Below are 17581 nucleotides of genomic sequence, written 5' to 3'. Positions count from 1 at the left end.
GGTGACACCGGAGGAACTCGAGGCCGCCCGCGACCGCGTCGTCGACGACGTGGTCGCGGACGGCCTGACGGTGTTGTTCTGCGGGATCAATCCCGGCCTGATGTCGGGGGCGACCGGCCATCACTTCGCCCGGCCGGGCAACCGGTTCTGGCCGGTGCTGTACCTGTCGGGTTTCACGCCGCGTCAACTGGCGCCCGCAGAGCAGCGCGAGCTGCTGGACCACGGGCTCGGCATCACGAATGTCGTCGCCCGGACGACAGCGCGCGCCGACGAACTCAGCGACGAGGAGCTGCGCACCGGCGGGCGGCTGCTGACCGAGAAGGTGGCGCGGCTGCGTCCCCAGTGGCTGGCAGTCGTCGGCGTGACCGCGTACCGCACGGCGTTCGGTGAACGGACGGCGCGGATCGGACGCCAGGAGCGCACGATCGCGGACACGAGGATCTGGGTGCTGCCCAATCCCAGCGGTCTCAACGCGCATTGGACGGCGCAGGCGATGGCGGAGGAGTTCGGCCGGCTGCGGACCGCGGCGCAGAGCCCTACGGAGGGTCGATCTCGGTGACGACAGCGAGCAGCTGATACGGCAGCGGGTCGTCCGCGGCCCGGCGCGAGAGCCCGACGGCTATCCAGTGGCTCTCCACGCGCCACAGATACACGGACGCGGCGCTGTGGCTCAGCTCGTCCCATGGCGCCGCGACGTCCTCCCCCGCTGCGCTGCGCACCGACGCCGACCACAGACTGATGAGCTGCGCCTCCCCCCAGCGTCCGCTGAGCGCCCCGGCGAGCGCCTCGCACTCGGCCTCGTACTGCTCGACGGCCGCCTCCCGCCGGACGGCCATGCCGTCCGCGGCCGTGTGCAGTGCGGCGAGGTGGTAGCCCGGGCCACTGTCGCCGAGATCCGACCGACCGCGCTCGGCCGGGAACGGCCGGGAGCGCAGCAGGTCGATCGCCGCGAGATGCTGTGCAGTGGTCATGCGGCCAGTAAACCGGCCCGCACCGACAATTGGCACACCGTCAGTGGTCCGGGGCACCGGCCGGCTCCCGTCCGCGATGCGCGCCGGACACACCGCCGGTGAGGGAGCGCTCCCGTGCCCCCTTGCCGGACGAACGACAGCGCCCGGGCGGCCGCCGCCGGCCAAACCCTTGGGCCCACAGCGGAGATCAACAGCCATCAGTGGGGCGACCGGCCCAGGACCGCCTGCCCGTGGGAACAATCACCGGCCTGACCGTCGCAGAGGTGCGTTCGTGCCGCCGCGAGCCATGGGTGCGGGTGGACCTCACCTGCGCCGGGAGCGCACGGCGGGGCGGATCGTGCCGGACGGTCCCCATGGCGGCCGCCGGGCCCGGCGCAACCAGGCCCGGCGGCCGGTCGCCGCCATCGTGCCGGGGCGAGTACGATCCGCACACACGCGCACGAGCTGGGAGGACACACGGTGGGGCGGCTGACCGGCGGGGATCCTTCGCTGTTGCGGCGAATCAATTCCGCGGTGGTACTCCATTCCCTGCGCGGTGCCGAGTCCACCACGCTCACCGGCCTGACCCGGGTCACCGGGCTGTCCCGGCCGACCGTCGAGGGCGTCGTCGAGGGGCTGATCGAGGCCGGGCTGGTCGTCGAGTGCGTGGCGGAGGAGGGCGGGACGCGTCGCCAGGGCCGGCCGGCCCGGCGGTTCAGGTTCCGCGCCGAGGCCGGGCATCTGCTGGGCATCGAGATCGGATCCCATCGCATCGCCGCCCTGCTCTCCGGCCTCGACGGGCGCATCATCGGCGCCGGTTCGCGCGAGGTGTCGGAGACCGCCGACGAGGACGAGCGGCTGGAGCGCGTACGGGCGGTCGTCGCCGATGTGCTGCGCCGGTCAGGCGTCGCGCGCAGCAGTCTGCGCGCGGTAGGGGTCGGCTCCCCCGGGATCGTCGAGTCCGACGGCACCGTGCGGCTGGGGACGGCGCTGCCCGGCTGGACCGGACTGGCGCTGGGTGAGCGGCTGCGCCGGTCGTTCCGCTGCCCGGTGCTCGTGGAGAACGACGCCAACGCCGCCGCGGTCGCGGAGCACTGGAAGGGCGCGGCAACGGACTCGGACGACATCGTGTTCGTACTCGCCGGTCTGAGCCCCGGCGCCGGCTCGCTGATCGGCGGGCGGCTGCACCGGGGTTACGGCGGCGCGGCGGGCGAGATCGGGGCGCTGCACCTGCTGGGCCGTGGGGCCACCCCCGAAAGACTGCTGTCGACCACGGACGAGCCGCTGCATCCGCTGGACGAGCAGGCCGTCGCAGATGTCTTCGCGCTGGCCAAGGGCGGCGACGAACGGGCCGTCGCGGCGGTCGACCGGTTCATCCAGCGCCTGGTGCACGATGTGGCGGCGCTGGTCCTGGCGCTCGATCCGGAGCTGGTGGTCGTCGGGGGCTGGGCGGCCGGGCTGGACGGCGTACTGCCGCCGCTGCGCAGCGAGCTGGCCCGCTACTGTCTGCGGCCGCCTCGCGTGGTGCTGTCCCTGCTGGGCGAGGCGGCCGTGGCGACGGGTGCGCTGCGGCTGGCGCTCGACCATGTCGAGGAGCAACTGTTCGCGGTCGAGGGAACGGTGACGGCCCGCCGCTGAGCTCCTTCGCCCGGAGCGACGGGCCGTGCGGGCCTGGGGTCACGTACGTGCCAGGGTTGGGGAGCCCTGCACGAGCCGGGAGAAGCGCAGTGGGTCAGGAGGCGCGGCGTTCCTGGTCGTGGTGGCTGATCTGCAGGTCCCCGAGGTCGCCGAAGGTGAGCCGGCAGGTGTCGGCCCGGTAGGTGGCCACCGAGACGGCCGCCGTGCGGCCCTCGGCGAAGTAGCGGGTGGTGACGACCAGTACGGGCGCGCCGGGCAGCCGGTCCAGTTCCCTGGCGTCGTCGGCGCGCGCCGAGCCCAGTTCCACAGCGCGGTCCTGGCCCTCGAGGCCGAGCCGCTGGAGCTCACGCAGAACGACACGGGCGAGCGCGGGTCCTGACGGTGCGTCGATGGCGGGCAGCGCGGGCACCGAGGCAGCGGGGACGAAGAGCAGCTCGGCGGCGACGGACTGGCCGTGGATCGTACGCACCCGGCGCACCGTGTGGGTGGCCTCGTCGGCGTCGGTGTCGAGCATCCGCGCCACGGCGGCAGGCGGGACCGCGACGGTGCACTCGGCGGCCTGCCAGGCGTCGGTGTCGGAGCCGGGCCACTCGTGCTGGGAGGTGGACACGTCCACGCCCATGCGCGGCGGCGCGACGGTCGTGCCGACACCGCGGCGGCGCTGGAGCCGACCCTCCAGCTCGAGCTGCTCGAGTGCCTGCCGCAGCGTGGCGCGGGCAACTCCGAAGCGCGCGGCGAGGTCACGTTCGTTGGGCAGGATCTCGCCGACGGTGAAGTCCGAGTCGAGTGCTTCACCGATCACGGTCTTGAGGTGCCAGTACTTCGGCTCCGGCACCGATTCCAGCTGCGTGGTCCCCACCCTGATCCTCCGCAATGGCCGTGTCCCCGGCGGCTTTTACGCGCCCTTGTTTATTAAAGGTTCCTGCACTATCTCTGCGACCATAGGACGGCCCACCCCCTTGGTCAAGACCAATCCTGCCGCCGTCACGCAGTGGAACGGAACGGATTCGCAGAGCGTTTACAGGACGTTCGTGACCGGGCGGAACGGACGTCGCGAAAGGCCCCGCATCCACCGCGGACACGGGGTCCCACATGGCCTGACGTGCGGTGAGGACCGAGGCGGGCCGGCTAGAGGGAGGCGACGGCGCCGAGCTTGTCAGGGTTGCGGACGATGTAAACGCACGTGATGCGGCCGTCCTGAATCTCCACCTGCATGACGGTGTCCGGCTTCCCGCCCGACAGGACGAGCAGTGCGGGAGCGCCGTTGAGTTCGACCACGCGGATCTCGGCGTCGGGAATCGGCTGGTGCGCCACCGCGAAGAGGAAGCGTCCGACCTTGTCCACGCTCTCGAGGACACGCAGCGGGGCCCTGGCCTTGCCGCCGCTGTCGCCGACCAGGCGCACGTCGGGGGCGAGCAGCTTCAGCAGCTCGCCCAGGTCGCCGCCCGACGCGGCGGCGAGGAATCGCTCCGTCAGATCCCGGCATTCAGCGGGGTCGACGTCGTGGTGATGCGTTCGCTCCTCGACATGCTTGCGTGCCCGCCCGGCGAGCTGGCGCACCGCCGCATCGGAGCGCTCCAGCATGGTGGCGATCTCCCCGTACGGGAAACCGAAGGCCTCCCGGAGCACGAACACCGCTCGCTCCAGCGGTGAGAGTGACTCCATGACGACCAGGACGGCGAAGGAGACGGTGTCGGCGAGCACCGCGCGTTCGGCCGTGTCGGGGACAGCGGGTCCGAAGTCCGTGGCGATGGGCTCCGGCAGCCAGGGGCCGACATAGGCCTCGCGCCGCGACTGGACGTGCCGCAGCCGGTCGATGGCGAGACGGGTGGTGATCCTGACAAGGTAGCTGCGTGGCTCCCGGATCTCGTCGCGCTGCTGCGCGGACCAGCGGAGCCAGGCTTCCTGCACCACGTCCTCGGCGTCGGCGACGCGGCCGAGCATCCGGTAGGCCACCCCGGTGAGAACGGGACGGTGCTCTTCGAAGACGTCGGTCAGGGTGTCGGTCGCCATCCCTCCATCCCAGCTGATGCGGCATCCGCTGTCCAGCGGATCGGGTGCCCCGCCCGGCGCAGTGGCGAGCGACGCACTCGTGGCCCCTTGAACTGGAAGCTACCGAACGGTAATTGTTACTGACAGTGCGTCTACGACCAAGGGGCAGGGGCAGCAGAATGGCCAGAGAGATCTCGTTCTCCATCGAGACGGCACGCGGCAGCCGCGAGCTGACCGTCAACTACGAACGGCGCGGCTCGGGCGAGCCGCTGCTGCTGCTCCACGGGATAGGGCATCACTGGCAGGCCTGGGAGCCCGTGCTCGGGATCATCGCCGCCGAGCGCGATGTGATCGCCGTCGACCTGCCCGGCTTCGGCATCTCCCCCGCGCTGCCCGACGGCGTGCCCTACGACCTGTCCTCCGTGTCCGCGGCGATCGGCTCCTTCTGTACGGCCCTGGGCATCGACCGGCCGCATGTGGCAGGCAACTCCCTGGGCGGGCTGCTCGCGCTGGAACTGGGCCGCGAGAAGCTCGTCAGGTCGGTCACCGCGCTGTCCCCGGCGGGCTTCTGGTCGGAGACCGAGCGGCGTTATGCCTTCGCCACGCTGCGTGCGATGCGGCTGGGCGCGCAGTCGCTGCCGCTGCCGCTGATCGAGCGGCTGTCCCGTACGGCCGCAGGACGGACGGCTCTGACGGGCACCATCTATGCTCGGCCGGGCCGGCGCTCACCGGAGGCCGCCGTCGCCGAGACGCTCGGGCTGCGCGACGCCACGGGCTTCCACCAGACCCTGGCCGCCGGACGCAGTGTGCTGTTCACCGACGACATCCCCGACCTGCCCGTCACCATCGGCTGGGGTACGCGGGACCGCCTGCTGGTGCGCCGTCAGGGCATCAGGGCCAAGCACGTCATTCCCGGCGCGCGTCTGATCCGGCTGCCCGGCTGCGGCCATGTCCCGATGAACGACGACCCGGCACTGGTGGCCCGCGTCCTGCTGGACGCCAGCAGCTGAGGCGGGGGCGGCCGTACGGCTACGGTGCGGGACCGGACTGCAGGGCGGCAGCGAGCGGTCGCCGTCGCCGGCTCGGCCGTTGCCTCGGCAAGCGCGTCCCGGTGCTCCGGCACGCGTGCTGGAAGCCTCCGGGAGCGCGCGGGCGTGCGGCTCACGGCACGGGCGGCGGACACGGCACGCCGGGGGACCGCTCGTTGCCTCAACCTCCGCTTCCGGCTGTTCACTTGGGGTTCGTGTGGCGGCCGTGACCAGGCACTAGGCATGGCACGGCACACGATCCGCCACACCGCCTGGAGGCGCAGCGATGTCGCACACCCCACCGAGATCCGCCCCCGACCGCCGCTCCGTGCTCAAGGGCACGGTCGCCGCGTCGGCCGCCCTGGCCCTGCCCACCGCAGCGGGCGCTCCCGCTCTCGCGCTGTCCGGGCGGCCGGGCGCCGCCTGGGGTGTGCAGACCGGTGATGTCACCGCGTCGTCCGGACTGGTGTGGGTGCGCTCGGACCGTCCTGCCCGGATGATCGTGGAGACCTCCGCGACGGAGTCCTTCCGGTACCCCCGCCGCTGGCGCGGACCCCTGCTGGGTCCCGGGAGCGACTTCACCGGGACCACCGCGCTGCGCGGGCTGCCCGCCGGTGAGCAGGTGCACTACCGGGTGGTGCTCGCCGACCCGGACGATCCCCGGCGCACCGGTGAACCGGTGTACGGGACGTTCCGCACCGCGCCCGCGCGACGCCGCGACGGCGTGCGGTTCCTGTGGTCGGGGGACATCGCGGGCCAGGGCTGGGGCATCAACCCGGACATCGGCGGCTTTCGCGCGTTCGAGGAGATGCGCCGCCTCGATCCGGACTTCTTCCTGTCCAGCGGCGACACCGTGTACGCGGACGGTCCCCTCGTACCGAGCGTGACGCTGCCCGACGGGCGGGTGTGGCGCAACCTCGTGACCGAGGAGAAGTCGAAGGTCGCCGAGACGCTCGCCGAGTACCGCGGAAACTTCAGGTACAACCTGCTCGATGACAACGTCAGGCAGTTCAACGCCCAGGTGCCGACGATCGTGCAGTGGGACGACCACGAGGTCCGCAACAACTGGTACCCGGGCCAGATCCTCGATGATCCACGGTACACGGAGAAGGATGTCGACGTGCTGGCGCGGCGCTCGATGCAGGCGTTCGGCGAGTACTTCCCCGTGGGGACCCTCTCGCCGCGTGGCAGCGAGGGCCGGATCCACCGGGTGGTGCACCATGGCCCGCTGCTCGATGTGTTCGTCCTCGACATGCGTACGTACCGCAACGCCAACTCCCCCGGGCGCCAGGCCGACGACAGTGTGGGAATCCTCGGCGCGGAGCAGCTCGCCTGGCTGAAGCGGGAGCTCGCCCGCTCGCGTGCGGTGTGGAAGGTGCTCGCCTCCGACATGCCGCTCGGGCTCGTGGTGCCGGACGGCGCGGCGAACTTCGAGGCCGTGGCGCAGGGCGATCCGGGTGCGCCGCTCGGCCGGGAGCTGCAGATCGCGGAGCTGCTCCGGTTCGTCAAGCACCGCAGGATCACCGGCACACTGTGGCTGACCGCCGATGTGCACTACACCTCGGCCCAGCACTATGCGCCGGAGCGGGCGGCGTTCAAGGACTTCGCACCGTTCTGGGAGTTCGTCTCGGGTCCGCTTGCGGCGGGAGGGTTCCCGGCCAACGCTCTGGACGCGACCTTCGGCCCGGAGCGGGTCTTCGTGCGGGCTCCGCAGCGCGCGAATCTGTCGCCGATGGAGTCGCCGCAGTATTTCGGCGAGGTCGACATCGACGGTGGCTGCGGCGAGCTGACGGTGCGGCTGCGGGCGGAAGGCGGTGCGGTGCTCTTCAGCAAGACCCTGAAGCCGGGGCGGGTGGGCCAGTAGGACGGGCTCGTCACCTTTGCGCCGGCATGCGGCAGTCGGGCTCCGCCCGCCGGCGCCGATACGCGGGCGGGCGGAGCCCGACTGCCCCGAGCAGGTCATGTTCCGCCCCGAGCCGCCCCGAGCCGAGCCGATGAAGAACGGTTGGCGCGGCCGTGGGCCACAACTCCCCGGTACACGCTGCGGGTACCGGTGTCAGTGGCGTGGCCTACGGTCGGTTGCATGACGCGATCAGTGCAGGCGCTCGCCTACGCCCGTGCGTCCGCTCTGGTGTCGTCGCAGGGCGGGCGGCAGCTCGGGCTGGAGACCGCCGGCGGTCTCACCCCGCAAGGTGCCGAGGCCCATCCCCATTTCTTCAGCGGCTTTGTGACGTCGGCCCAGGCGACGGCGCGCGGCCTGCTCGCGGTCGCGGACGTGGCCGCCGCGCGCTATGACGACCGCACCGGACGGCCGGTACTCGACCCGGTGGTGACCGGCAACGGCGACCGCCTGCGGTTCGAGTCCTTCTCCGGCTGCGGTGGGGTGTACGCACGGCTCGACGTGCTGCCCGAGGGACTGGACGGAGCCGAGACCGGGCACGGTACGACCAACGTGGATGTCAACAACCCCCTGCGGGAGACCCTTTCACGGCTGGCGGGCGACGATCCGCTGCATCTGCGCGTCGGCGACGGCGAACTGGCCGTCACCACACTCGGGGGCTCGGTGGTGGAGAAGAAGGTGCCGCTGCCGGACCGATGGCTCCGGGGGTTCGCCGAGGCACAGGTGGCCACGGTCGGGTTCGATGTGCGGGCCGAGCTGACAGCTGCGGATGCGCTGCGCTTCCTGCGTGCCCTGCCTCGTTCATCGGGCAGCGAGGCAGGGCGCGCGACATGGGTCGTACCGGCCGGGCGCACCCTGCGGCCGGCGACCAGGCAGGTGCCGGGCGCGGTGTGCCTGCCGGGCCCACGGCGACTGGTCGCCCTGCAGCGCGTGCTGCGGCAGGCGACGGCTCTGCGGGTGTACGGCCCGTCGGGCGAGGCGGCGACGACAGCGAGCGCCTGGGAGATCGTCCTGCCGGGGATGAGGCTCACGCTCACCCTCTCCCCCGACTCCTCGCGCGGGTTCTCGGGCGAGGGCAGGGTGCTCGAGGCGCTGGCCACCGAGGAGGCGGCGCAGGACGCCGAGCTGATCGCGGTGCTCCTGGCCTGGGAGCCGAGGATCGACCCGGCCGACCTCGCCGCGCAGAGCGGCTTGTCCGCCGAGCGGGTGCGGGCGGCGCTGACCAGGCTCGGCACGGCCGGCCGGGTGGGGTACGACATCGCGGACGCCGCCTTCTTCCACCGGGAGCTGCCGTACGACGCCGACCGGGCCGAACGCGACAACCCCCGCCTGACGGCGGCCCGTTCGCTCGTGTCGTCCGGTGCCGTCGACCTGTCCGGCGAACCGGCCGGCGTGACATCGGGCGGGCGGCGCTACCAGGTGCGGAAGGTGGACGGCCGGCTCAGCTGCACCTGTCGGTGGTGGGCCGGTCACCAGGGCCGGCGAGGACCGTGCAAGCACGCGCTGGCGGTCCGGATCGCCGAACGCACCATGTGCGGTGCGACCGCCACGGCTGAGGGAGCGGGGCTGTGAACGCGCTGCTCGCCGCCGTGCGCGAGGGGCGGTCCGCCGATGTCCCCGGGCTGCTGGCCACCCTCGGTGCGCAGGAGCGCAAGGCGGCACTGGCCGAGTTGAAGGCGCTGCGCTCCGAGGTGCGCGGCTGGGACTGGGACCGCTGGGACGAGCAGGAGCGGGTACGGTCGGCGCTGCTGGTCGCGGGAACGGGCTGTCATACGGGAGCCGCCGCCTTGGCCGCGTGGCTCGGGGCGCGTGACCTGCGCAGCCCGGCGAACCCACCGTACGAGGTGCTGCTGGACCTCCTCAAGGACCGGAAGACGAGCTGGCTGGGAGACCTCGCGCACCGGCTGGCCGGGCGGGCCTCGACTGCGCAGGACGACTTTCCCTTGATCCAGGAGCTGGTCCGGCTGTCCGGCTGCCCTGTGCCCACAACGGACGGCTTCGTCCACGGGTGGGCCGAGGCGATGTGTCCCGCAAGAGGCGCCGGGCCCGGCGCGCTGCGCGAGGATCCGCATGTGCGGACCCTGGTTCCTCTGCTGTTCGAGACCGCCGAGCTGGCCCGTTCGCTCGCTGTCCACGACGACCCCACGGAGCCCCGGCACTGGCCGACCGCGCTGGCGGACCTGGCCGCCGAAGGCGTTGTGGAGCGCTCCGTGCTCGTGGAGCGCTGTGTGCTGCGGCTGCTGCGCGGCGGACGGCCGGGCGAGATGCGCTTCTTGCTCCGTCTGCTGCGCCGGCTGGCACTGAGCGCGCAGGAGGAGCACGCCTTTGCCGCCGAGTGGGCCGCCATGGCCGCGGACGGGCTCTCGACCGTGGCCTCGCATGCGCAGGGCGTCCTCGGGCGGCTCGCGGAGCGTGGCGAGCTGTCGCCCGGCGCTCTGTCCGACGTGTCGGCCGCGGTGCTGTTCCGCCCGGAGAAGAAACTGGTGCGCGGCCAGCTGATGCTCCTGGGCACGGTGCTCGGCGCCGCCGGAGGCGCTGTGGAGGATGCGCGCGTGCTGCTGCCGGTGGTCGCGGAGGCCTTCGGCCACCCGGACATCGGCATACAGGACCGCGCGCTGAAACTGGTGGGCCGTCATCTGTCCGCCGTCGACGAGGACGTCCGGGCGGAGTTGGCCGAGGCGGCGGCGCAGGTCGGTCCCATCCACCGTCAGGCGGCGATTGCCCTGTTCGGTGAGCTCCCGGCGGCCGCGGGCACGTACGAGGAGATCCTGCCGCCCGTCCCGCTGCCGAGGCGGCTCGAGCCGGCCCCGGCTTCGGTCGCGGAACTGGTGGAGCAGCTGGTGGCCCTGCGGCCGGAGGCCGACGTCGCCGCTTTCGAGCGTGTAATGGACGGCCTCGTACGCTTCGCGCACCGCGACCGGGAGAGGCTCACCGAGGCGTTGCGCGATGCCCTGGCCGACCGCTGGTGGTTCGACGACGCGGCACGCCAGGCCACCGAACGTCGCTTCCTCAGCCATCCGAACGGCCTGGACGTGATGGCCGCGGCCCTGCTGGGCAAGGTGTCGGCCAAGACGCTCAACCGCGCCAGGTCGCGCCCTGCGAGGCAGAACGGATGCGTGCATGCCGCGCTGGAGCACACCCAGTGCACCCGTATGTGGGAGGCCGCCTACTTCGCGGTGACGCGGCCGTTGCCGTTCCTGCTCTCCACGCCCACCTGGCACACAGGGACGCTGGAGCCGGACGAACTGCTGGAGCGGCTGAGCGTGTACCGGCGGCTGGGAGTCACTCCGGGCCCGGCGGACTTCGGACAGGCACTGCTGCGGGTACGGCGGACCGGTGAAACGGCGGCGCGGACCGCTGTGGCAGCAGCGGGGCTCGGCACCAAGGAGGCGGACTGGTTTGCCAACTGGCTCACCGCGCCGGAGCCCGTACCGACCGCGCTGCGCGTGCGCATGGATGGCGGCCCGGCCTCGTCCGGGCCCGAAGACCGGCACGAGGGGGCGCGGCAGCTGATCCACGAGACCCGGGAGCGGTGGTCGGTACGCCGTGAGTTCCCGGCTTCGCTGCACTGGCTGACGTGGGCCCAGGACATCTCCCGGACGGAATGCTCCCACTGGGCCTCGGTGGATCTCCGCTGGTCGGCCGTGCTGCCGCAGGACCGGGAGACGCTGGCCGCGTGGCAGCTCGGCGGTGTGCTGGCGACCGCCGTCGACGAGATGCGGGGCAATGCGTCCTGCCTGCCGGCGCTCGCCGAGGCGGAGGGCGACGCGGGACCCGCACTGCACCGGCTCCTCGCCTGCGGTCTGGGCGCCCGGCACGGCGAGGACCGGATGTCGGCGGTGGACGCGCTGCTGGTGCTTGCCGCCCGCGGCCAGCTCGACAGCGCGCTGCTGGGGCGGGAACTCGCCGAGCTCGCACTGCAGGGCACGGTCAAGCTCAACCGGCTCGCCGATGCCGCCCGAGCTGCCGCCGTCACCGGTGCGTACGCGACCACGTGGGCAGTCCTGGCAGCCCTGCTCCCGCCGCTGCTGGGCGCCGCGCCCGGGCCGCGCGGACTGGCAGGGATTCTGGGCGTGGCCGCGGAGTGTACGGAGCAGTGCGGTTCGGCTGTGGCATGCGAGGCCGCGGGTGCCGGCCTGATGGACAGGCTCGCCGCACTCGCCGGGAAGCGGGCTTCTTCCGACCTCGTGCGGCAGGCCTCCCGGCTCCTGGTTGCGTTGGGTCGGTGAGGCGAACACCCCACACCAAAAATGGCCAAAAAAGTGTCCATAGCAGGCCAGATACTGGCTTAACCCATCAGTCACAAAGCGTTCGTGATCACGCAACACCGTTGGGTCACAGTGAAGCCATGACAGATGTGACTTCTGCGAAGAGTGCCCGCCGTTCGCACCACTGGCGGCGGGATCTCGTCGAACTGGCCGCCATGTTCACCGCCGTCGCGGTGGCCGACGCCATCGCCAACCTCGTCGGGCACGGCCCCGACGGTCCGTTCCTGCTCGTCGCCTCCGCGGTGACGCTCGTCGCCACGGCGGCGTTCCACACATGGTGGGCACGCCGCCACAGCCATGCGCCCCCGCCGGGGACACCGGCTGCCGGCGGACCCGGAAAGGCGGAAACCACCGGCTCCGCCCACGCATCCGCCGGCACGGGCCCCCGCGAGACCGTGCTGTGGCGCATGCGCACCACGGTGCGGGACACGCCCGGCAGTCTGGCGGCCCTGTGCACCGCACTGGCCGGGCAGGGCGTCGACATCCTGACGCTGCAGACCCACCCGCTGGCCGACGGGACGGTGGACGAGTTCCTGCTGCGCGCCCCTGCCGGGCTCCAGGCGCTCGACCTCACCCACGAGATCGCGGAGGCCGGAGGCCGTGACACCTGGATCGAACGCGCCGATGCCCACGATCTCGTCGACACCCCCACGCGGGTCCTCGGCCTCGCCACCCGCACGGCGCTGGATGCGGCAGAACTGCCGCTCGCTCTCAGGCAGTTGCTCGGACGCTGCACGATACGCTCCCGCCCCACCCTCTCCCTGACCGGCCGGCCCACCGGTGAACTGCCCCCGGTGGAGGGTGTGCTGGAGGAGACGGTGATGCATCTGCGCGACCCGAACGGCGGCGCGCTCACCGTCGAGCGGCCGTATCTCCCCTTCACGCCCACCGAGTTCGCCCGGGCCCGCGCCCTGGTCGAGCTCGATGCCCGCCTCGGCCCCCGTATCCCGCGCAGCCACGATGTCCTCACCCTCCCCGAGGGCAACGAGATCATCGTGCGCCGCGCCGACCAGAGCGACGTCGAAGCCGCCCTGGCCATGCACGAGCGGTGCTCCGAACGCACGCTGAGCCTGCGCTACCACGGCCCGGTCGGCGACGCCGACCGCTACCTGAACCACCTGCTCAGCCCGCGCTACGGACGCACGCTCGCAGTCCAGACGGCGTCCGGGCGGCTGGTCGCCCTCGGCCATCTGCTCTGGGACGGCGACGAGACCGAGGTGGCGCTGCTGGTGGAGGACGCCTGGCAGCGGCGCGGTATCGGCTCCGAGTTGCTCGGCCGGCTCGTGGGACTGGCCGGCGAGGCGGGCTGCGCGAGCGTGTACGCCGTCACGCAGGCCTCCAACACCGGCATGGTGGCGGCCATGCGCGGTCTCGGTCTCCCGCTGGACTACCAGATAGAGGAGGGGACGATGGTGGTCACCGCACGACTCGATACGGCTCCTGCACGTCCGGCGTCCCGTTACGAGCAGATCGACCGCTGAGCGCCTCGGTCAGATCCCGCCACAGGTCCTCGACGTCCTCGAGCCCGACCGACAGGCGCAGCAGCCGGTCGCTGACTCCCGCCGAGCGCCGGTCACCCTCGGCCACGATCCGGTGGCTGATGGAGGCCGGGTGCTGGATCAGGGTGTCGACGCTGCCCAGGCTGACCGCGGGGGTGATCAGGCGGACGCCGGCGATCACGTCGTGCGGGTCCGCGTAGACCTCGAACGAGACCATCGCTCCGCCGATGCTCGGGTAGTGGACCCGGGCCACGCGGGGGTCCGTGGCCAGCCGCCGCGCCAGGTCGGCGGCGGTCGCGGACGCCGCCTTGACCCGCACGGGCAGCGTGGACAGACCGCGCAGCAGCAGATATCCGGCCATGGGGTGCAGTACGCCGCCGGTCGCGAAGCGCACCTGGCGGAGCTTGCGCGCGAACTCCTCGTCACAGGCGACCACGCCGCCCATCACATCGCCGTGGCCGCCCAGGTACTTGGTGGCGCTGTGCAGGACCAGCCGGGCACCGTCCTCCACCGGGCGCTGGAGCACCGGGGTGGCGAAGGTGTTGTCCACCAGCAGCGGGACCGAGCCGCAGGCGTGCCGCACCGCCCGCAGGTCGACCTCGGCGAGCGTCGGATTGGCGGGGGTCTCCACCATCACCAGGCCGGTGTCGGGACGCAGCGCGTCGGCTATGCCGGCCGGGTCTGCCCAGGTGACCTCGGTCCCGAGCAGCCCGGCGTTCAGCAAATGGTCGCTACAGCCGTACAACGGCCGGACGGCGACCACATGGCGCAGCCCCATGCTCGCCCGCACCATCAGCACAGCGGTCAGGGCCGCCATGCCGCTGGCGAACGCGACCGCGCTCTCGGTTCCCTCGAGCGTGGCCAGCGCAGTCTCGAACCGGGCCGTGGTGGGGTTGTCCAGCCGGGCGTAGACCGGCGGGCCCTCGAGCCTGGCGCCGGTTTCGGCGAAGGCGTCGATCCGCTCGGCCTCGGCTGCGGCGTCGTACGACGGGTAGGTCGTGGACAGATCGAGCGGCGGGGCGTGCACTCCGAGCAGGGCGAGATCCTCGCGGCCGGCGTGCACGGCGTGGGTGGCCAGGGCCCGTGGTACGGGAGTGGCCGAAGCTGCGTTCTCCATGGCCGCACTGTGAACAGCTACCGGAAAGTAACGGTCCAGCACCGTGCTACGTTCGATGAATGGCCGAATCTGTCGCACTGGACCCGGTAGATCTGCACATACTCCGCCTCCTGCAGAACGACGCCCGGACCACGTACAGGGAGCTGGCGGCCGAGGTCGGTGTGGCTCCCTCGACGTGCCTCGACAGGGTCACGCGACTGCGCCGCTCCGGCGTGATCCTGGGTCACCGGCTCGCGCTGGATCCCGCCCGGCTGGGGCGCGGACTTCAGGCGCTGCTGCTGGTACAGGTCCGGCCGCACCGGCGTGAACTGATCGGGCCGTTCGTGGAACGCATCCGCGCCCTGCCCGAGTCCCGGGCTCTGTTCCATCTGACGGGCCCTGACGACTATCTGGTCCATGTGGCCGTGCAGGATCCGGCCGATCTGCAGCGCCTGGTTCTGGACGAGTTCACCTCGCAGCGTGAAGTCGCCCGCGTGGAGACCCGGTTGATCTTCCAGCAGTGGGACTGCGGACCTCTGCTGCCTCCGGCGTCGACGACGGGCGACTGATCCGCAATCATCGTGACGTGAGGGCTTGTCTCGTATCAGGATGAGCGCATGCCAGACACTTCACACAGCGCGCTGCCCCGTCAGGTCGCCGACGCCTACGTCGACGCACTCATCGAACTCGACCCGATCACCGGCACGTATCTGGGAGACAAGGAGAGCTCCGGCTTCCTCCCCGACTACTCGCCCGCGGGGCAGGAGGCCGTCGCCGCACTCGCCCGCGAGACACTGGCCCGTCTGGACGAGGCGGAGAAGCTCCCGGGCGCCGAGAGCGGCGTGGAAAGGCGCTGCAGCCGCCTGCTGCGCGACCGGCTCACGGCCCAGCTCGCCGTCCACGAGGCCAAGGAGGGGCTGCGGACCGTCAGCAACCTGAGTTCGCCCGCCCATGAGGTGCGCTCCGTGTTCACCGTGACGCCGACGGAGTCCGAGGAGGACTGGGCGGCCGTCGCACAACGGCTGCGAGGGGTCCCGGCGGCACTGGACGGATACCGCGCATCGCTGGCCCTTGGGCTCGAGCACAAGGTGTACGCCGGACCCCGCGCGACGAACACGGTCATCGGGCAGTTCACGGAGTGGATCGGCACGGAGCGCAACTGGTTCGAGGCGTTCGCCGCGAACGGCCCCGACGCGCTGCGCGCCGAACTCGACGAAGCCGCCCGCATCGCGGGCGAGGGGCTCGTCGCGCTGCGCGACTGGATGCGCGACGTCTACGCCCCCGCCGTCGCCGGCGCACCCGACACGGTCGGCCGCGAGCGCTACGCCCGCTGGTCGCGTTACTACAACGGCACCGATCTCGATCTCGACGAGGCGTACGCATACGGCTGGGCCGAGTACCACCGGCTGCTGGCCGAGATGAAGCAGGAAGCCGACAAGGTCCTTCCCGGCGCGGGCCCCTGGGAGGCGCTGGCCCATCTCGACGTGCACGGCAAGCACATCGAGGGCGAGGAGGAAGTACGCGTCTGGCTCCAGAACCTGATGGACGAGGCGATCGCCGCGCTGGACGGCACGCACTTCGAACTCGCCGAGCGGGTACGGAAGGTGGAGTCACGCATCGCCCCGCCCGGCGGCGCCGCCGCCCCGTACTACACCGGCCCCTCGGAGGACTTCACCCGCCCCGGCCGCACCTGGCTGCCGACCATGGGCGCCGACCGCTTCCCCGTGTACGACCTGGTGTCGACCTGGTACCACGAGGGCGTGCCGGGCCACCATCTGCAGATCGCGCAGTGGGCCCATGTGGCCGACCAGCTGTCCCGCTACCAGGCGACGATCGGCGGGGTCAACGCCAACGTCGAGGGCTGGGCGCTGTACGCGGAGCGGCTGATGGACGAGCTGGGCTTCCTGCCCGACCCGGAGCGCCGGCTGGGCTACCTCGACGCGCAGATGATGCGGGCGTGCCGGGTGATCGTGGACATCGGCATGCATCTCGAGCTGGAGATCCCCAAGGACTCGCCGTTCCGTCCGGGCGAGCGCTGGACGCCGGAGCTGGCCGAGGAGTTCTTCAACGCCCACAGTGGCCGGCCTGCGGATTTCGTGGAGAGCGAGCTGACGCGCTACCTGTCCCTGCCGGGGCAGGCGATCGGCTACAAGCTCGGCGAACGCGCCTGGCTGCTGGGCCGGGAGAACGCCCGCCGCGCACACGGCGAGGCGTTCGACGCGAAGGCGTGGCACATGGCGGCGCTGTCGCAGGGGTCGCTGGGCCTGGACGACCTGGTCGACGAACTGTCGAAGCTGTGACGACGCCCGCGGTCTGACGGCCCGGGCCCGGGGGCTCCCCTCCCCGGGCCCGGGCCGCCGCTCCCCGCCCGCGTAATTCGGTTCCGCCGACCCGCCCCCGTACCGCATCGTGTCGTGTCATGCGCACCCTTCACCTCTCCCCCAGAGTCACCGCGACCGGCTCCGCCCTGGCGGCGGCCGCCGTCCGGCGCGGCATGAGCGCACGGACGCTGCACGACTGGCGCGTGCCCGAGGAGTCGAAGGGCGCGCCCGGTGCCTCCCTGTACGCGGGGCCGCTGTTCGCGGACGCCGTGGCCGGTGAGCTGGGCCTCGGCCTGCTGGAGGCGCCCGAGGACTGGCTGGCCTCGCTGCCGTACGAACTGACGCGTCGCGAGATACAGTTCACCGCGATCGCTCATGCCCGCGCCCTGCGCAGGCCCGCGTTCATCAAGCCGCCCAACGACAAGAGCTTCCCCGCCCGGGTCTACGCGGACGGCAGCGGGCTTCCGGGTCCGGACGCCGTGGACGACGACATCCGGGTCCTGGTCAGCGACATCGTGTCGTTCACGGCGGAGTACCGGCTGTTCCTGCTGGACGGCGTCGTGGTGACGGGCAGCCGCTACGCCGTGCACGGCAATCTCGATGTCGCACCGCTCGACGCGGACCCGCGCCGGGGCGAGGTACTGGAATTCGCCGCCCGGCTGGACGGCACGAGGCTGCCGAGCGCGATCGTGGTCGATGTGGGTTCCGTGGACGGCGACTGGGCAGTCGTCGAGGCCAACGCGGCGTGGGCGAGCGGCCATTACGCCTGCGACGACGACCTCGTCCTGGACGTCGTCCTGCGCGCGGCGTGCCCGGCTGCCGAGACGCTCCCGTCGGACGCGCGCTATGTGCGCCCGTGCCCCTCGGTCGTACGCCAAGGGTGACGGCG

Annotated in this window: 14 protein-coding genes; 10 read left to right on the top strand and 4 right to left on the bottom strand. The window is 72.1% G+C overall.

Annotated elements, in window-relative coordinates; all coding sequences use genetic code 11:
- Position 1 precedes the first annotated feature (1 nt).
- Positions 2-559, top strand: a complete 558-nt coding sequence (gene mug / locus ABZ208_RS26465) for a G/U mismatch-specific DNA glycosylase (RefSeq protein WP_328403190.1) — start codon at positions 2-4, stop codon at positions 557-559.
- Here the strand turns inward: mug and ABZ208_RS26460 are convergent.
- Positions 537-971, bottom strand: coding sequence for a hypothetical protein (locus ABZ208_RS26460; protein WP_356911957.1), 435 nt, complete (start codon positions 969-971; stop codon positions 537-539). The two genes, mug and ABZ208_RS26460, sit on opposite strands and share 23 nt — an antisense overlap.
- Positions 972-1430: 459 nt before the next feature.
- On the opposite strand from ABZ208_RS26460, the gene ABZ208_RS26455 reads away from it, so the two are divergent.
- Complete coding sequence (locus tag ABZ208_RS26455; protein ID WP_356911956.1) at positions 1431-2588, top strand: ROK family transcriptional regulator; 1158 nt, start codon at positions 1431-1433, stop codon at positions 2586-2588.
- 94 nt (positions 2589-2682) lie between these two features.
- On the opposite strand, the gene ABZ208_RS26450 is transcribed toward ABZ208_RS26455, so the two are convergent.
- Both ABZ208_RS26450 and ABZ208_RS26445 read right to left on the bottom strand, forming a co-directional pair.
- Positions 2683-3447, bottom strand: coding sequence for a GntR family transcriptional regulator (locus ABZ208_RS26450; RefSeq protein ID WP_356911955.1), 765 nt, complete (start codon positions 3445-3447; stop codon positions 2683-2685).
- Between the two features lie 269 nt (positions 3448-3716).
- Entirely contained in the window at positions 3717-4601 is an 885-nt protein-coding gene (locus tag ABZ208_RS26445) for an RNA polymerase sigma-70 factor (RefSeq protein ID WP_356911954.1), read from the bottom strand.
- A gap of 158 nt (positions 4602-4759) precedes the next feature.
- Here ABZ208_RS26445 and ABZ208_RS26440 point away from each other — a divergent pair, with 158 nt between their 5' ends.
- The 5 genes from ABZ208_RS26440 to ABZ208_RS26420 all read left to right on the top strand — a co-directional run bounded on the left by ABZ208_RS26440 (position 4760) and on the right by ABZ208_RS26420 (position 13257).
- Positions 4760-5590, top strand: a complete 831-nt coding sequence (locus ABZ208_RS26440) for an alpha/beta fold hydrolase (protein WP_356911953.1) — start codon at positions 4760-4762, stop codon at positions 5588-5590.
- Between the two features lie 304 nt (positions 5591-5894).
- Positions 5895-7472 (top strand): alkaline phosphatase D family protein, encoded by a 1578-nt coding sequence (locus ABZ208_RS26435; protein WP_356911952.1) that lies wholly within the window; start codon positions 5895-5897, stop codon positions 7470-7472.
- Between the two features lie 219 nt (positions 7473-7691).
- A complete protein-coding gene (locus ABZ208_RS26430; protein WP_356911951.1) occupies positions 7692-9080 on the top strand; it encodes an SWIM zinc finger family protein in 1389 nt (462 codons plus the stop codon).
- Positions 9077-11737, top strand: coding sequence for a DUF6493 family protein (locus tag ABZ208_RS26425; RefSeq protein ID WP_356911950.1), 2661 nt, complete (start codon positions 9077-9079; stop codon positions 11735-11737). Before ABZ208_RS26430 ends, ABZ208_RS26425 begins: the two co-directional genes overlap by 4 nt.
- Positions 11738-11856: 119 nt before the next feature.
- Positions 11857-13257: a GNAT family N-acetyltransferase gene (locus tag ABZ208_RS26420; protein ID WP_356911949.1), complete on the top strand. Its 1401-nt coding sequence runs from the start codon at positions 11857-11859 to the stop codon at positions 13255-13257.
- Here the strand turns inward: ABZ208_RS26420 and ABZ208_RS26415 are convergent.
- Positions 13193-14392 (bottom strand): PLP-dependent transferase, encoded by a 1200-nt coding sequence (locus ABZ208_RS26415; protein ID WP_356911948.1) that lies wholly within the window; start codon positions 14390-14392, stop codon positions 13193-13195. The two genes, ABZ208_RS26420 and ABZ208_RS26415, sit on opposite strands and share 65 nt — an antisense overlap.
- Positions 14393-14451: 59 nt before the next feature.
- Here ABZ208_RS26415 and ABZ208_RS26410 point away from each other — a divergent pair, with 59 nt between their 5' ends.
- From ABZ208_RS26410 to ABZ208_RS26400, 3 genes are all read left to right on the top strand, one after another.
- Complete coding sequence (locus tag ABZ208_RS26410) at positions 14452-14940, top strand: Lrp/AsnC family transcriptional regulator (protein ID WP_356911947.1); 489 nt, start codon at positions 14452-14454, stop codon at positions 14938-14940.
- Between the two features lie 48 nt (positions 14941-14988).
- The gene (locus ABZ208_RS26405; RefSeq protein WP_356911946.1) at positions 14989-16671 is read left to right on the top strand and encodes a DUF885 domain-containing protein; all 1683 of its coding nucleotides are present in this window, start codon (positions 14989-14991) and stop codon (positions 16669-16671) included.
- Positions 16672-16790: 119 nt separating this feature from the next.
- Positions 16791-17576 carry an ATP-grasp domain-containing protein gene (locus tag ABZ208_RS26400; protein WP_356911945.1) on the top strand — a complete coding sequence of 262 codons (786 nt, stop codon included), beginning with the start codon at positions 16791-16793 and terminating at the stop codon, positions 17574-17576.
- Positions 17577-17581: the final 5 nt, after the last annotated feature.

The sequence above is a fragment of the Streptomyces sp. NPDC006208 genome (assembly GCF_040613775.1).
Taxonomy (GTDB): Bacteria; Actinomycetota; Actinomycetes; order Streptomycetales; family Streptomycetaceae; genus Streptomyces.
The sequence above is the reverse complement of the archived record's forward strand: the minus strand, read 5'-3'. Positions and strand labels throughout refer to the sequence as shown.

Coding starts and splice junctions, on each gene's coding strand:
- ABZ208_RS26460 (WP_356911957.1), bottom strand. CDS start 971: ATGACCACTGCACAGCATCTCGCGGCGATCGACCTGCTGCGCTCCCGG.
- ABZ208_RS26445 (WP_356911954.1), bottom strand. CDS start 4,601: ATGGCGACCGACACCCTGACCGACGTCTTCGAAGAGCACCGTCCCGTT.
- ABZ208_RS26440 (WP_356911953.1), top strand. CDS start 4,760: ATGGCCAGAGAGATCTCGTTCTCCATCGAGACGGCACGCGGCAGCCGC.
- ABZ208_RS26435 (WP_356911952.1), top strand. CDS start 5,895: ATGTCGCACACCCCACCGAGATCCGCCCCCGACCGCCGCTCCGTGCTC.
- ABZ208_RS26430 (WP_356911951.1), top strand. CDS start 7,692: ATGACGCGATCAGTGCAGGCGCTCGCCTACGCCCGTGCGTCCGCTCTG.
- ABZ208_RS26420 (WP_356911949.1), top strand. CDS start 11,857: ATGACAGATGTGACTTCTGCGAAGAGTGCCCGCCGTTCGCACCACTGG.
- ABZ208_RS26415 (WP_356911948.1), bottom strand. CDS start 14,392: ATGGAGAACGCAGCTTCGGCCACTCCCGTACCACGGGCCCTGGCCACC.
- ABZ208_RS26410 (WP_356911947.1), top strand. CDS start 14,452: ATGGCCGAATCTGTCGCACTGGACCCGGTAGATCTGCACATACTCCGC.
- ABZ208_RS26405 (WP_356911946.1), top strand. CDS start 14,989: ATGCCAGACACTTCACACAGCGCGCTGCCCCGTCAGGTCGCCGACGCC.
- ABZ208_RS26400 (WP_356911945.1), top strand. CDS start 16,791: ATGCGCACCCTTCACCTCTCCCCCAGAGTCACCGCGACCGGCTCCGCC.